Annotated in this window: 12 protein-coding genes; 6 read left to right on the top strand and 6 right to left on the bottom strand. The window is 67.6% G+C overall.

The window, feature by feature from the left end; all coding sequences use genetic code 11:
- Positions 1-29: 29 nt before the first annotated feature.
- The 3 genes from ACODTJ_RS11890 to ACODTJ_RS11900 are packed head-to-tail and all read right to left on the bottom strand — an operon-like array spanning position 30 to position 3,557.
- Complete coding sequence (locus ACODTJ_RS11890; protein ID WP_454654171.1) at positions 30-953, bottom strand: ABC transporter permease; 924 nt, start codon at positions 951-953, stop codon at positions 30-32.
- Positions 953-1,894, bottom strand: coding sequence for an ABC transporter permease (locus ACODTJ_RS11895; RefSeq protein ID WP_454654173.1), 942 nt, complete (start codon positions 1,892-1,894; stop codon positions 953-955). Before ACODTJ_RS11895 ends, ACODTJ_RS11890 begins: the two co-directional genes overlap by 1 nt.
- A 16-nt stretch (positions 1,895-1,910) precedes the next feature.
- Complete coding sequence (locus ACODTJ_RS11900) at positions 1,911-3,557, bottom strand: amidohydrolase (protein ID WP_454654174.1); 1,647 nt, start codon at positions 3,555-3,557, stop codon at positions 1,911-1,913.
- A gap of 325 nt (positions 3,558-3,882) precedes the next feature.
- Between ACODTJ_RS11900 and ACODTJ_RS11905 the strand changes: the two genes are divergently transcribed.
- The 6 genes from ACODTJ_RS11905 (at position 3,883) to ACODTJ_RS11930 (ending at position 11,043) form a co-directional block, all read left to right on the top strand.
- Positions 3,883-4,461, top strand: coding sequence for a cupin domain-containing protein (locus ACODTJ_RS11905; RefSeq protein ID WP_454654175.1), 579 nt, complete (start codon positions 3,883-3,885; stop codon positions 4,459-4,461).
- Between the two features lie 286 nt (positions 4,462-4,747).
- Entirely contained in the window at positions 4,748-5,611 is an 864-nt protein-coding gene (locus ACODTJ_RS11910; RefSeq protein WP_454654177.1) for a helix-turn-helix transcriptional regulator, read from the top strand.
- A 164-nt stretch (positions 5,612-5,775) separates the two neighbouring features.
- Positions 5,776-7,968, top strand: coding sequence for a TonB-dependent siderophore receptor (locus ACODTJ_RS11915; RefSeq protein WP_488848902.1), 2,193 nt, complete (start codon positions 5,776-5,778; stop codon positions 7,966-7,968).
- A gap of 8 nt (positions 7,969-7,976) precedes the next feature.
- Entirely contained in the window at positions 7,977-8,816 is an 840-nt protein-coding gene (locus ACODTJ_RS11920) for an alpha/beta hydrolase (protein WP_454654180.1), read from the top strand.
- Entirely contained in the window at positions 8,813-9,925 is a 1,113-nt protein-coding gene (locus tag ACODTJ_RS11925) for an ABC transporter substrate-binding protein (protein WP_454654181.1), read from the top strand. Before ACODTJ_RS11920 ends, ACODTJ_RS11925 begins: the two co-directional genes overlap by 4 nt.
- Positions 9,926-9,936: 11 nt before the next feature.
- Positions 9,937-11,043, top strand: coding sequence for a DUF2218 domain-containing protein (locus ACODTJ_RS11930; protein WP_488848904.1), 1,107 nt, complete (start codon positions 9,937-9,939; stop codon positions 11,041-11,043).
- Between the two features lie 171 nt (positions 11,044-11,214).
- Here the strand turns inward: ACODTJ_RS11930 and tam are convergent, their stop codons facing one another.
- The 3 genes from tam to ACODTJ_RS11945 all read right to left on the bottom strand — a co-directional run bounded on the left by tam (position 11,215) and on the right by ACODTJ_RS11945 (position 13,741).
- Positions 11,215-12,000, bottom strand: a complete 786-nt coding sequence (gene tam, locus ACODTJ_RS11935; RefSeq protein ID WP_454654184.1) for a trans-aconitate 2-methyltransferase — start codon at positions 11,998-12,000, stop codon at positions 11,215-11,217.
- Between the two features lie 161 nt (positions 12,001-12,161).
- On the bottom strand, positions 12,162-12,956 hold the full coding sequence (locus ACODTJ_RS11940) for a class I SAM-dependent methyltransferase (protein ID WP_454654185.1): 795 nt from the start codon (positions 12,954-12,956) through the stop codon (positions 12,162-12,164).
- The gene (locus ACODTJ_RS11945) at positions 12,956-13,741 is read right to left on the bottom strand and encodes an ABC transporter ATP-binding protein (protein ID WP_454654187.1); all 786 of its coding nucleotides are present in this window, start codon (positions 13,739-13,741) and stop codon (positions 12,956-12,958) included. The genes ACODTJ_RS11940 and ACODTJ_RS11945 overlap by 1 nt, the downstream gene beginning before the upstream one ends.
- Between the last annotated feature and the right edge of the window lie 2 nt (positions 13,742-13,743).

The following is a 13,743-nucleotide window of genomic DNA, read 5'->3' on the forward strand; positions in this document are numbered from 1 at the left end:
TTTTTGACGCTTCTTGGTTGATGACGGCGCTATTTGCGCAGCTTGGGATCGAGGGCGTCCCGCAGGGAGTCGCCAAGCACGTTGAAGGCCAACACCACCGCGAAGATCACCAGGCTCGGCAGGACCGAGACATGGGGCGCGAAGAACAGGAAGTTGCGCCCGTCCGCCGCCATGGCGCCGAGCTCGGCGGTCGGCGGCTGGGCGCCGAGGCCCAGGAACGACAGCGCCGCGCCGAGCAGGATGACCTGGCCGAAGCGCAAGGTGACGAAGACGAAGATGGCCGAGAGGCAGTTCGGCAGGACATAGCGCAGGATGATGCGCAGGTCGCTCAGGCCCAGCGAGCGCGCCGCCTCGATATAGCCCTGCTGCAGCACGACCAGCGCCGAGCCGCGCACGACGCGCGCCATCAGCGGGACGGTCGCGATCGAGAGCGCGATGATGACCGCGAGCAGGCCAGGGCCGAAGATCGCGGCGATGGCGAGGCCGAACAGGATCGCGGGAAAGGACAAGAGTACGTCCATGAACCGCATCAGCACGCCGGACAGTTTCGGATAGTAGGCGGCGGCAAAGCCGATGATGCCGCCAATCGCGCAACCGAAGACAACCGAGGCGAAGCCCATCAGCAAGGTCGTGCGCAAGCCGTAGAGCAAGCGCGTGATCATGTTGCGGCCCTGCCCGTCCGTGCCGAGCAGGCCCATCTCGCCGGGCGGCTTCAGCGTGTTGGCGAGGTCGTTGCCGAAGGGGTCGGTCGGTGCGAGCCAGGGAGCGAAGATTGCACCGAGGATGGCGAGGACCACGAGCGCCAGCGCGATGCAGGAGCCGACATCGGAAATCAGCATCCGGAGCACGGTCTTGCGGCGGACGGGCGTTGCGGCGGCGACGCTGACGGCCGCCTCGACCGTCTTGGCGCCGGGCTGGAGCGCGTTGCGATCGAGCTTCATGGGGGAGTTCATCAGGTGCCCCTCACGCGCGGATCGAGTACGGCATAGAGAACGTCCACCGCGAGATTGACCAGAATGAAGCCGAGCGAGAGCATGATGATCGTGCCCTGCGCCATCGGCAGGTCGCTCGACAGGATGGCGCCGACCGCGAGCCGGCCGATACCCGGCCATGAGAAGACGGTCTCGGTGACGACGGCGCCGCCGAGCAGAAAGCCGATCTGCAGACCGATCAGCGTGACGACCGGGACCAGCGCGTTGCGCAGGGTGTGGCGCAGCACGACCGTGGCCTCGCCGAGACCCTTGGCGCGGGCGGTGCGGACATGGTCGGCGCCGAGCTCGTCCAGCACCGAGGTGCGGGTCATGCGCGCGACCGGACCGACGAAGACGCCGCCCAGCGTGATCGCCGGCAGGATGATCCCCTGGATGCCCTCCCAGGTCCAGAGCGGGCCGGTGCGGCCGGTGAAGGGCAGGATTGGGTAATAGAAGCCGAAGAGCCAGATCAGCCCGAGGCCGAGGAAGAAGACCGGCAGCGAGACACCGGCAACCGAGAAAGCCATGATCGCCCGGTCGATCAGCGAGCCCCGGTAATAGGCGCCGACCGTGCCGAGGAACATGCCGAGCGGGATCGCCCAGATCAGCGAAGCCAGCATCAGCTCCAGCGTCGGGCCGATGGTGTTGCCGAGTTCCTGCGTCACCGGGACGTTGTTGATGATGGAGACGCCGAGATCACCCTGCGCCAGGCGCCCGATATAGATCGCGAACTGCTTCCAGAGCGGCTGGTTCAACCCGAGTTCCTGGCGGATCGCCTCGACCACATCCTGGGTCGCGGTCGGGCCGGCGCGGACCTGGGCCGGATCGGTCGGCACGACCTGCATCAGCAGGAAGCCGATCAGCAGCACGCCGAGCATCACCGGCAGGACCAGCAGCAGCCTTTGCAGCGTATGTTTGAGCATCGCGGAGGTCCCCGGCCTATTGCGCGGCAGCCGCGAGCTGGCCATGCCGGTCGAAGACGACCTCGCCGCCGAGCAGGGTCAGGTCGCAACGCACCTCGTTCTCGACCTTCTCGACGGGGATCGCGAAGATGTCGTGCGAGAGCACGGCGATGTCGGCGAGCTGGCCGGGCATCAGCCGGCCGAGCTTGTCCTCGGCGAACTGGGTATAGGCGCCGAGCAAGGTATAGGCATGGACCGCCTCCTCCATGCTCAGTTTTTCGGCGCCGCCGATCTCGGTATGGCGCTTGGTCTGTCGGGTGACCATCGTGAAGAGGTTCTTGAACGGGTCTGTGGCGCAGACGGGAGCGTCCGAGCTGGCCGCCGCATGCAGGCCGCCATCGAGCCATTTGCGCATCGGATAGGAGGCGCCGGCGCGCTCTTCGCCCAGATTGATCACGTAGAGATCGCCGAACTCGTAGATGAAGGCCGGCTGCGGCACCGGGTCGATGCCGGAGGCAGCCATGCGGGCGAGCTGGCCGTCGGTCAGGAAGCCGCAATGCTCGATGCGGTGGCGGCGGCCCTTGATCGGATGCGCGGGGCTGTCGGCCTTCTCCATGCCGGAGAGCACCTGCTCGATCGCGGCGTCGCCGATCGCGTGGATCGCGAGTTGGTAGCCGAGCTCGTGGTAGTGCCGGAGATAGCGATGCATGTCGGCATCGGAATAGATGAAGATGCCGCGATTATCGGGGTCGCCGACCAGGTAGGGCTCGGTCATTGCCGCGGTCAGACCGCCGGCACTGCCGTCGCCGAAGACCTTCATCGCGCCGTAGCGCAGGAGGCCGGTCTCGCGGCCGAAGCGATAGCCCGCCGCATGGGCCTCGTCGCCGATGCCGTCGGCATTGCCATAGATGCAGACCCAGGTGCGGACCGGCAGGGTGCCGGCGCGCGCGACCTCCTCATAGGCCTCGATCTCGGCCATGCCGGCGAGCATGCCGACGCCGGCATCCATCACGCTGGTGAAGCCCTGCGCGAGCATGTAGTGCCCGGCCTTCTCGATCGCGGCCTTGAGTTCGGCGGCGCTCGGCTTCGGCATCGCCTCGACGATCAGGCGCATGGCGCTCTCGGCCAGCAGGCCGGTGAGCTTGTTGTCGCGACGCTCGATCAGGCCGCCATCGGGGCTCGGCGTGTTGTGGCCGATCCCGGCCGCCGCCATGGCGCGGCCGTTGACGACGCCGACATGGCCGCAGGTGCGCTTGATATAGACGGGGTTGTCGGGCGCGACGCGGTCGAGTTCCTCGGCCGTGGGATGGCGGGCCTCGGCCAGCTCGTTATGGTCATAGCCGCGGCCGGTGACCCATTCGCCGGGCTTCTTGCCCTTCACCGCGGCGGCGATGCGGCGCAGGATCTCGTCGATGCTGTTGACGCCCTCCTCGGGGCGCAGATTGACCTCGCTCATCGCGAGACCGAGCGGCAGCAGATGCATATGCGCATCGTTCAGGCCGGGAATGGCCACGCGGCCTGCGAGGTCGATGACCTGGGTAGCCGGCCCTTGCAGGGTGGCGACATCGGCGGCCGGGCCGGCGGCCAGAACCTTCCCCCCGCCAATCGCCAGGGCTTCGACGAAGCCTTCCGCCAAGCCGCAGAAGATGCGGCCATTCAACAAAACGGTCTCGGCTTGCGTCATCGGCCTGGATTACCCTGCTTTCCCTGTTGAATTCTCGCCGCGAGGCATTGGCGAGGCGATAGTCTTCGGCAAGCATCTCCCGTGCCATGCGCGCGATCATCCGCGAGCCGGCAGCCCTCTCGTATCGAATGAGGTTTTTAGTCTGGACGGTGTGCTTTGAACGCGAAAACTATTCCACTCCGCCGGTTCCCCATGACACTATTTTCTTATTGGCTTTCCGGCAGCATTGCTCAGAATATTGAACATGGCAAGGGCCGTCGAGCAAGCGGCCCCTGCATGACGCGCAGGAACGACAAGGCGCGCAGGATGGGGGAACGGAACAACCATGAGCTTTGACGTCGGCGGCAGGCTAAAGGAAATCAGGTTGGCGGCCGGGCTTTCCCAGCGCGAACTCGCGGCGCGTTCAGGCGTGACCCATAGCCTGATCTCGCTGATCGAGCAGAACCGGAACAGTCCCTCCGTCGCGTCGCTGCGCAAGATTCTCGGCGGCATTCCGATGACGATGGTGAGTTTTTTTGACGAGGAACGGACGCCGCGCGACAAGGTGTTCTTCGAAGCCTCAGACCTGCTGGACCTGACCTCGCGCCTGCACCAGGTCAATGGCGGCGAGAGCCGGGGCCAGATGTCCTTCCGCCAGGTCGGGGACGCGCAGGCCCATAACCTGCAGATCCTGCACGAATCCTACGATCCCGGCGCCGATACCGGCGCCGCCATGCTCAAGCACGAATCCCATGAAGGCGGCGTGGTGCTGGCCGGCGAGCTCGAGATCACCGTCGGCGATCAGATCAAGGTGCTGAAGCCCGGCGATGCCTATCTCTTCGACAGCCGCATCCCGCATCGCTACCGCAATATCGGGACGGAACGCTGCATCGTCGTCAGCGCCTGCACGCCGCCCTATCTCTGAGGCGCCAGCCCGACATCCGCCCCTACCCCTTCGCTGATCAACGAACGCTCAAGGCCCACGACGCTCGACCAGAAGACGCCGTCATTCCGGGCGGAGCGAAGCGGAGACCCGGAAGCCATCGCGGGCGTGAGCGCCCTTCGATGGATTCCGGATCGGCGCGGCTTCGCCGCTTGTCCGGAATGACGCCGGAGGGCGGTGAGCGCACCTTAGAATTCATTTAAACTATTGATATTGTTTGTTTTTTACTCCAGCTTCGGATAGACGTCACCTCCTCACAGAGGTCGCGATGCACGCCGGTTCCAGCCCCGTACAGAAATCTGCCACGAGCCTGGAGCTGTTCTCGCGCAATCTCTCGCTCTCCGCCGGCACGTTCCTGATCCAGGAAGGCGAGCGGATCGTCGGCCCGATGCGGCCAGGCCTCAAGGTCGCGGTCATGCTCGAAGGCCGGCAGGCACTGGAGCTCGACGACCGCCCCGCCGTCGTTCTCGACGGGCCGACAGTGCTCGTCGCCGCCAATGGCGGCGAGCATATGCAGCAGCGCACCGGCCTCGCGGACGGCGCGCTGCGCTGCGCGCTGATGCAGTTCGACTTCGATTTCGTCGCCCGCGAGTTCGGGCCGGATGTCGCCAAGGCCGCGCGCCTCGCCTGCTCCGACGATGCCGGCGTCTGGGTGCGCCCGGCCGATGCCCCGATCCGCTCGCTGGCGCTGCAGATGGCGGAATGCCCGGTCGGCGAGGCACTGCGCCCGCTCTATCTCGCCGGCAAGGCGCTCGAACTCGGCGCGCTGGTGCTGGACCGGATGCTCGGCGAGCGGCCCGTCCGCCCGGCAAGGCTCAACCCGCGCCTGCGCGAGCAGGTTCATGCGGCCCGCGACCGCCTGCTCGAAACCTTGCGGGAGCCCCTCAGCCTGGCGGAACTGGCGCGCGAAAGCGGGCTCAACCCGACCAAGCTCACATCGGCCTTCCGAACGGAATTCGGCGCCAGCGTCTTCGAGTATCTGCAGGAGCAGCGCCTGCAGCAGGCCTATGCGATGATCGCGAGCGGGGAGACAACCGTCGCCGTCGCCGCTTTCCAGGTCGGCTATAGCCCGGCGCATTTCTCCGGGCTGTTCCGCAAGCGTTTCGGCGTCGCGCCGAGCTCGCTGCGCTGATCCAGGCCATGAATCTGCCCTCCCGTTCTTGCTTGGACGCGTTCGAAACGCGACCGAAAGAAATACTGCCGCGATCGAAAGCCAAGCGCGTTGCCGGCCCGGCAGCCTTCCTGAAAGAACCCCGGAGACGAGGGCGCGCAGGCGCCAGGGGCAGGATTACGGGTATGATCGGGATCAACAGCAGCAATCGCGCGATGGGACGGGCTGGCGTGGCACTGGTCGCGCTTCTCGCCGGCCGAGCGGGCACGGCGCTGGCGCAAGGCGCCCAACCGCAGTCGGCAGGCACCGCGATCGGCCTCGATACGATCGAGGTCCAGGGCGAGCGCGCCGGCGGCCCGGTCAACGGCTATGTCGCCCGCCGCAGCGACACCGCGACCAAGACCGATACGCCGATCATGGAGACGCCGCAGTCGATCACGGTCGTCACGCGCGACCAGATGGACGACCAGGGCGCGCAGAATGTCAGCCAGGCTCTGCGCTATACCGCCGGTGTGGTCGGCGAGACCCGCCTGTCGATGGGGCGCTATGACAGCGTCTTCATCCGCGGGTTCGGCGGCTCGGGGTCCGGTGCCGGCTTCGTCAACAATCTCGACGGATTGCGTTATCAGCGCGGCGTCAACTTCCTGGTTCCGACCTACGAATCCTGGGGGCTGGAGCGGGTCGAGGTGCTGCGCGGCCCGTCCTCGGTGGTGTTCGGGCAGGTGAAGCCCGGCGGTATCGTCAACATGGTCAGCAAGCGCCCGAAGGAGGAGCGGCACGGCGAGGTCCAGCTCCAGTTCGGCAGCCATGAGCGCGCCCAGATGGCGTTCGATTTCGGCGGACCGATCGACTCGCAGAAGACCTGGCTCTACCGGGTCGTCGGCCTCGGCCGGGCAGCGGACACGCAGGTCGACTACACCCGCGAGGAGCGCATCTTCATCGCGCCTTCGCTCACCTACCGGCCGAGCGGCGCGACGAACTTCACCCTGATGGCCTCGTTCCAGCGCGACCCGGAAACCGGCTTCTACGGCTTCATCCCGGCGGTCGGCACCGTGCTGCCGAGCCGCGCCGGCCGCATCCGCAGCGAGTTCTTCCCGGGCGAACCGAATTTCGAGGGCTATAGCCGCAACCAGGCCAATCTCGGCTACGCCTTCGAACACCGCTTCAACGACGTCTTCACCTTCCGCCAGAACGTCCGCATCTCCGACCTCGAGTCGCGCAACCGCACCGTCGCGGTCGGCGGCATCGCGGCCGACCAGAAGACGCTGACGCGCCGCGCCACGATCTCGAACGAGCGTGCCCGCACCGCCGGCATCGACAACCAGCTCCAGGCCGATTTCCGCACGGGGCCGCTGACGCACAAGGTGCTGTTCGGTGTCGACGGCTACTGGACCGATGCCAAGGCCGCCACCGGCGCCGGCGGCACGGTGCAGTCGCTCGACTTCACCAACCCGGTCTACGGGCGGTTGCCCTTCGTCCTGCCAACCGTGCCGAGCACCAATCAGACCACCGCGCAGTACGGCATTTACCTGCAGGACCAGATCAAGCTCGACCGGCTCTCGCTGCTGGTCGGCGGCCGCTTCGACCGCGCCGAGGCCCGCACCCGCGCGCTGTCCACCGGCGTCCTGACCAAGCAGGACGACACGGCGCGGACCGGCCGCGTCGCGCTGATGTACAATTTCGACAACGGCTTCGCGCCCTATGCCAGCTACTCGACCTCGTTCGAGCCGGTGGCCGGCACGGCCTTCGGCGGTACGCCGTTCAAGCCGACCGAAGGCGAGCAATACGAAGCCGGCTTCAAATACGAAGTACCGGGGACCAACGCCTTCCTGCAGGCGTCGGTCTACCAGCTGACCCAGAGCAACGTCACGACGACCGACCTCGCCCACCCGACCTTCCAGATCCAGACCGGCGAGATCCGGGCGCGCGGCGTCGAGGTCGAGGCTCGGGCAACCGTATTCGACAATCTCGACCTCGTCGCAGCCTATACCTATACCGATGCCGAGGTGACGAAGAGCAACGGCGTCGACCTCGGCAGGCGCCCGCCGGTCGTGCCGCGCCACACCGCGGCGCTCTGGGCGCATTACACCTTCCGGACGGGGACGCTCTCGGGCCTCGGGCTCGGCGCCGGCGTGCGCTATGTCGGCGGCGGCGCGGGCGATCCCGGCAACACCTTCTCCACACCGGACTACACGCTGGTCGATGCCGCGATCAGCTACGACCTCGCAGCGGCGAACCCCGCACTCAAGGGCTGGAAGGTGCAGGTCAACGCCCAGAACCTGTTCGACAAGGAGTATATCTCCGGCTGCTACGGCACGACGCAGTGTTCCTTCGGCCTGCGCCGCACGGTGCTCGCGACACTGTCCTATCGCTGGTGATGTCGCCGATGCAGCCAGGCAGCCTTTCCGACCCCGCATTCGCCCCCGTCGCGCTGCCGCAGGCCTGGCAGCGCGAGTTCGAGGCGCGGGACGGCTCACGCTACCGGCTGCTGATCTCCGTGCCGGAACAGCCCGCTCCGGCATGCGGCTTCCCGACCCTCGTGCTGGTCGATGGCCATGCGCTGTTCCCGGTGGCTGCCACCGCCGCCCGCCTGCAGGCGCAACGCCCGGAAGCGACCAGCGTCGGCCCGGCCGTCGTCATCGGGATCGGCTATCCCCATGAGCGGCCCTTCGATGCCGAGCGGCGCCAGCGCGATCTCCTGCCCGTCCCCGGCGGCGCCGATCGCTTCCTCGACATGATCGTCGAGGAGATACTGCCGGCCGTCGCGCGGATCGCTCCACTCGACCCGGCAAGGCGCGCGCTCGCCGGCCATTCCTATGGCGGGCTCTTCGTGCTGCACACGCTGTTCACCCGACCCGGCCTGTTTACGTCCCTCGCCGCCGGCAGCCCGTCGATCTGGTGGCAGGACCGCGCCATCCTCGCGAGCGAGGACATGTTCCGGCGCGGTGGTTCGGCTTCGGCCGGACGGCTCCTGATCACGGTTGGCAGCCATGAGCAGGACCCGGTGCTCGCCGTCACCCCGCAACGGGCCGAGCGTCTCGCGCGGGCAAGGATGCGCGACAACGCGGCGGAAATGGCGGCGCGCCTGACCGCGTCAGGCCGCCTCGATTGCAGCTTCACCGAATTCCCCAGCGAGAACCACGTCTCGGTGATCCCAGCGATGCTCGCGCGCACCGTGGCCTTCGCACTTGCCGGCACGGCCCAGGACAAGGCAGCAGCCGCATGATGCTCGACAGGCGCTCGCTGCTCCTCGCCGGCTTAAGCCTGCCGGCGCTGCCGGCCATGGCGGCCGATCCGGTCGTCGCGACCGATATCCTCGGCCGCACCGTCAGGCTCGCGGCGCCGGCCAAGCGCATCGTGCTGGCGCAGGGCCGGCAACTCAACGCGCTCGGCCTGATCCATCCCGATCCCGTCAGCATCCTCGCCGGCTGGGGCAGCGATCTCGAACGCCAGAATCCCGATGGGCTCGCCCGCTACCGGGCGCGCTTCCCGGCGATCAATGCGCTTCCCCTCGTCGGCGATGGCGGGACCGCCACCGGCTTCTCGCTGGAACGAGCAATCGCGCTCGGCCCCGATCTCGTCGTGCTCAGCAAATCGCTCGCCGGCACGCGCCGCGGCCCCGGCGACCTCGTCGAAAAGCTGGAAGCCGCCGGCGTCCCCCTCGCGGTCGTCGATTTCTACCTGGAGCCGCTGCGCGACACCGTGCCGAGCCTCAGGACGCTCGGCATCCTCATCGGCCAGCAGGAACAGACCGAGCGCCTGATCGCCTTCTACGAGGGGCGGATGAAGCGGATCGCGAGCCGCGTCGCGGACGCGAAGCGCCCCTCCGTCTTCATCCACGCCCATGCCGGCGGCTACGATTGCTGCATGACGGCCGGACAAGGCACGTTCAACGAGTTCATCCAGGCCGCCGGCGGGCGCAACATCGCCGCCGCGATGCTGCCGGGCGCGACCGGGCAGATCGGCCTCGAACAGCTCATCGGCGCCGATCCTGACGTCTATATCGCGAGCGGCGGCACGCATCTCAGCAAGCTCGGCGGGCTCGTCCTCGGCCTCGGGGTGAGCGAGACGGATGCTGCGGCGAGCTTCGCCAAGCTCTTGGCCACGCCCTCGCTTAAGATGCTCAGCGCCATCGAGAAACGGCGAGCCTTCGGCTTCTGGCACCTGTTCAACGATACCCCGCTGCATGTCGTCGCGATCGAGGCGCTGGCGAAATGGCTCCATCCGGAGCGCTTCGCCGATATCGACCCCGCCGCGACACTTGCCGAGGGCGCCCGCTTCTCCGCGATCCCGCTCGACGGGACGCTCTGGATCGCGACACCGCCCAAGCCTTGACGGAGACCATCATGCTGGCCACCTCGACCCGGATCACGCTCGCCAACCCGGCGGGCGTCCTGAAGCCGCTCTGCGAGCATCTCGTCGAGCACGAGGCCGTGATCACGGAGCAGGACGGCACGACGATCATCGCTCTCGACGGCAGCCGGGCGTGCATCGAACTGTCGGTCAACGCGCTCGATGTCCACGTCGAGGCGCCGGACGCAGCCACGCTGCTGGGCATGAAGCGCGCGATCGCCAGCCATGTCATCGAGTTCGCTCCGAAGGACGCAACGCCCGAGATGCGCTGGAGCGGCGACGGCACCGGCCCCGCTTTGCCGCCCGAATTCCGCATCCTGACGGTGATCGGCGTCGAGCGGATCACGCCACATATGGCCCGCATCCGCTTCAAGGGCGACGATCTCGCCCGCTACGACCATATCGACGCGCTGCATGTGCGCCTGTTCATCCCGCCGGAGGGCGTGAGCGAGCCGAGCTGGCCGATGGTCGGCGATGACGGGCTCCTGCTGTCCTCGCCTGCGGAGACCCGCCCGCTGGTGCGCAAATACACGATCCGCGAGATCGACGTCGCTGCCGGCACGGTCGCGCTCGATTTCGTACTGCACGAGGATGCCGGGCCGGGCTCGGCCTTCGCCTTCCGGGCCAAGGCCGGCGACCGGATCGGCATGGCAGGCCCCGGCGGGCGCGGGTTCAAGCCGGCCGAGCGCTATGTCTTCCTCGCCGACGAGACCGGCATGCCGGCCGCGGCACGGATGCTGGAGAACCTGCCGGCCGAGGCCGTGGGCCAGGTCTTCATCGAGGTCGCCGATGCCAGCGAGGAACAGCCCCTGCGCCACCCTACCGGCATCTCGCTGACCTGGCTGCATCGTGGGAACGCCGCGCCGGGCAGCCTACCGCTGCTGCAGGATGCCTTCGCCACCATCGACTGGCCGGAGGACGGTCCCCCGACCTATCTCTGGGCGGCAGCAGAACATGCCGCGTTCAAGGCGATCCGAGCGGCGTCGCGCGGCAAGCTCAGGCCGGAGCGCGACCAGAACCTCGTCGTCAGCTACTGGCGCGCTGGCGCCTCCGACGAGGAGCATGTCGCCGCCAAGAAGACGGAAGCGGCCCGAAGCTGACCGCTTCGGAGCTTGGCCATTCTGATGTGACTCGGAACCACGCGGGTCATCCCGGGCTTGACCCGGGATCCATGCCGGAGCGCTTCCGATGGAGGTTCAGGCATGGATCCCGGATCTCGGCTTCGCTGCGTCCGGGATGACTCCGCGTTTCAAATCAAAAGGCTGTAGGCCCTAACCTTCTCTAACGGCGACCACGAACAGGCGCGGGAAGCGCAGCAGCACCTTCCCGTCGCTCTCGACCGGGTAATGCGGCGCGATGCGTTCGAGATAGCGGGCGAGGAAGTCCTTCTGCTCCTCGGCCGTCAACCGGTCGAGATAGGGCTTCAGGCCGGTGCTCTTGAACCATTCGGCGATGGCTTCGAGATTGGCGAGCGCGTGGACATAGGTCGTCTGCCAGATATCGACGCGGCAGCCAGCCTCGATCAGCCAGCGCCGGTAATCGCCGAAGCTACCGATCGTCGCGCGCTCGGCCTTGGCATTCGCGAGCTTCTCGGCCCAGGGGCCTTCCGCCGCGACCTCGCGCATCGCGACATGCGAGGGCTCGTTGAGATTGTTCGGCATCTGCACGGCCAGGCAGCCGCCGGGCGTCAGCGAACCTGCCAGCCGCGGGAATAGCGCGGCGTGGTCGGGCAGCCATTGCAGCACGGCATTGGCGAAGATCACGTCGCAGCCCGCCGCATCGGACCAGGTGTTCACGTCGCCGAGGATGAAGGAGAGACCGGGCAGGCGCTTGCGCGCCTTCTCCAGCATGTCCGGCGAGGAATCGAGGCCTTCAGTGACCGCGTCGGGGTAACGGGCCGCGACCAGCTCCGTGCTGTTGCCGGGGCCGCAGCCGAGATCGATGCAGCGCTTCGGAGCGCTCAGCGGGACGCGGGCGAGCAGGTCGATCGAGGGCCGCGTGCGCTCGTCCTCGAAGCGCAGATACTGCGCGGCGTCCCAATCCGGCCTGGCGTTCATCGCTCGCTCCTGTCCCGCGACACCGCCTGAAGAAGCGGCGCGCTGTCCGTTCCTGTAGAGGATGCTGCCCCTTAACGGAAACATATCGTCATCCCGGACAAGCGGCGAAGCCGCGCCGATCCGGGATCCATCGGAGGGCTCCGAAGAGTAGCCGGCAGGCGCTAGCGCGAAATGGCGACAGCGGCAGGCTTGCACGCGAGAAGGGCAAAACGGGTCGATGAGGCCAGCCTGATCGCGTCATGCAGCGGCGCCGCACGCTGCTGCTCGCGCACGACCTGATGGTAATCGGCCGGGACGATATCGGTGAAGCCCGCGGCGGTCAGCATCGCTTCGAGACGCTCCCGGCTCAGGCCGCCCTTGAAGTAGAAGCGGCTGGTAATCGAGGCATGGGTATCGGCGTCGATCTGGTGGACGGCCGCGCCGCGCTTCTCGCGCAGCCAGTTGCCGAAACGGTTGACCAGCGCCTGCCAGCGCGTGCGGTTGACCCAGTCGCCGTCGATCACCAGCAGACGACCGCCGGGGCGCAGGACACGGAACCATTCGCTGAGCGCGGCTTCCGGATCGGTCAGCGTCCAGACGAGATGGCGGGTGATCGCCGCGTCGTAGCTCGCGTCTTCGTCGAGCAGGCGCTCGGCATCGCCGAGGCGGAAACGGGCGGCCTTGCCATGCTTGGCGCGGGCACGCTCCAGCATCGCCTCGGAGAAGTCGAGCGCGGTGACGCGGTGGTTCAGCGAGAGCAGGGCGCGGGTGATCTCGCCGGTGCCGCAGGCGAGGTCGAGCACGTCGAGCGGTTCGGGGCCGAAGGAATCACCGATCAGGCGCTGGAAGGCCTTGAGCTCGCGATCCGACTTGATCGCGTGGCCGAAGGAGAGATCGAAACTCTCGGCCCGCGCCGACCAATAGGCGCGGATCTCTTCCTTCAGGGTGAAATTGTCGTGCGTCGAGGGAGCGGACATCAGTGAACCTGGATATAGGGCTCGACCAGAAGTGTGCCCCGGGCCGACTGCTCCAGATGCACGCCGACCGCATATGTCTCCGAGACCGCCTCATGCGCAAGCACCTCGGCCGGCGCGCCGGCCTGCGCGATGCGTCCTGAATTCATCACCAGCACCCGGTCGGCGAAGCGTGCCGCGAGCGAGAGGTCGTGGATCGCCACCACGGTGACGATGTCGCGCCGGCGCGTCGCCTCGCGGATCGTCGCCATGACGTCGAGCTGGCGGCGGACGTCGAGCGCGCTGGTCGGCTCGTCGAGCAGGAGGACATCGGGCTCGCGCACCAGCGCCTGTCCGATCGCGGCGAGCTGGCGCTGACCGCCCGAGAGCGTGGCGATGTCACGCGAGGCGAAGGGGGCCAAGCCCAGCTCCTCGATCACCGCCTCGACGGCGTGGGTATCCGCGGGCGAGGCCGCGAGCGCATAGCCGCGGTGCAGGCTCTTGCGGGCGAGCAGGATGATGTCGAAGACCGAGAGCGCGACGCGCGCGCCGGTATCCTGCGCGAGATAGAAGACCTTGCGGGCCCGCTCGCGCTGCGAGAGCTGCGAAAGGTCATGGCCATCGAGCGCGACCGTGCCGCGCTCAGGCCGCAGCAGGCCGGCGGCGCAGCGGAACAGGGTCGACTTGCCCGAGCCGTTGGGGCCGACCAAAGCGGCGAGTTCGCCACGCGGCAGCGCTTCCGTGCCAAGCCCCTGCAGGACCGGCGTCGCGCCATAGCGGAAATCGAGATCGCGGATCAGCAACGCCATCG

This window comes from Allobosea sp. FG18 (assembly GCF_057809495.1).

Excerpts from the sequence above, each read along its gene's own strand:
- ACODTJ_RS11890 (WP_454654171.1), bottom strand. The coding sequence starts at position 953 with ATGAACTCCCCCATGAAGCTCGATCGCAACGCGCTCCAGCCCGGCGCC.
- ACODTJ_RS11895 (WP_454654173.1), bottom strand. The coding sequence starts at position 1,894 with ATGCTCAAACATACGCTGCAAAGGCTGCTGCTGGTCCTGCCGGTGATG.
- ACODTJ_RS11900 (WP_454654174.1), bottom strand. The coding sequence starts at position 3,557 with ATGACGCAAGCCGAGACCGTTTTGTTGAATGGCCGCATCTTCTGCGGC.
- ACODTJ_RS11905 (WP_454654175.1), top strand. The coding sequence starts at position 3,883 with ATGAGCTTTGACGTCGGCGGCAGGCTAAAGGAAATCAGGTTGGCGGCC.
- ACODTJ_RS11910 (WP_454654177.1), top strand. The coding sequence starts at position 4,748 with ATGCACGCCGGTTCCAGCCCCGTACAGAAATCTGCCACGAGCCTGGAG.
- ACODTJ_RS11915 (WP_488848902.1), top strand. The coding sequence starts at position 5,776 with ATGATCGGGATCAACAGCAGCAATCGCGCGATGGGACGGGCTGGCGTG.
- ACODTJ_RS11920 (WP_454654180.1), top strand. The coding sequence starts at position 7,977 with ATGCAGCCAGGCAGCCTTTCCGACCCCGCATTCGCCCCCGTCGCGCTG.
- ACODTJ_RS11925 (WP_454654181.1), top strand. The coding sequence starts at position 8,813 with ATGATGCTCGACAGGCGCTCGCTGCTCCTCGCCGGCTTAAGCCTGCCG.
- ACODTJ_RS11930 (WP_488848904.1), top strand. The coding sequence starts at position 9,937 with ATGCTGGCCACCTCGACCCGGATCACGCTCGCCAACCCGGCGGGCGTC.
- tam (WP_454654184.1), bottom strand. The coding sequence starts at position 12,000 with ATGAACGCCAGGCCGGATTGGGACGCCGCGCAGTATCTGCGCTTCGAG.
- ACODTJ_RS11940 (WP_454654185.1), bottom strand. The coding sequence starts at position 12,956 with ATGTCCGCTCCCTCGACGCACGACAATTTCACCCTGAAGGAAGAGATC.
- ACODTJ_RS11945 (WP_454654187.1), bottom strand. The coding sequence starts at position 13,741 with ATGGCGTTGCTGATCCGCGATCTCGATTTCCGCTATGGCGCGACGCCG.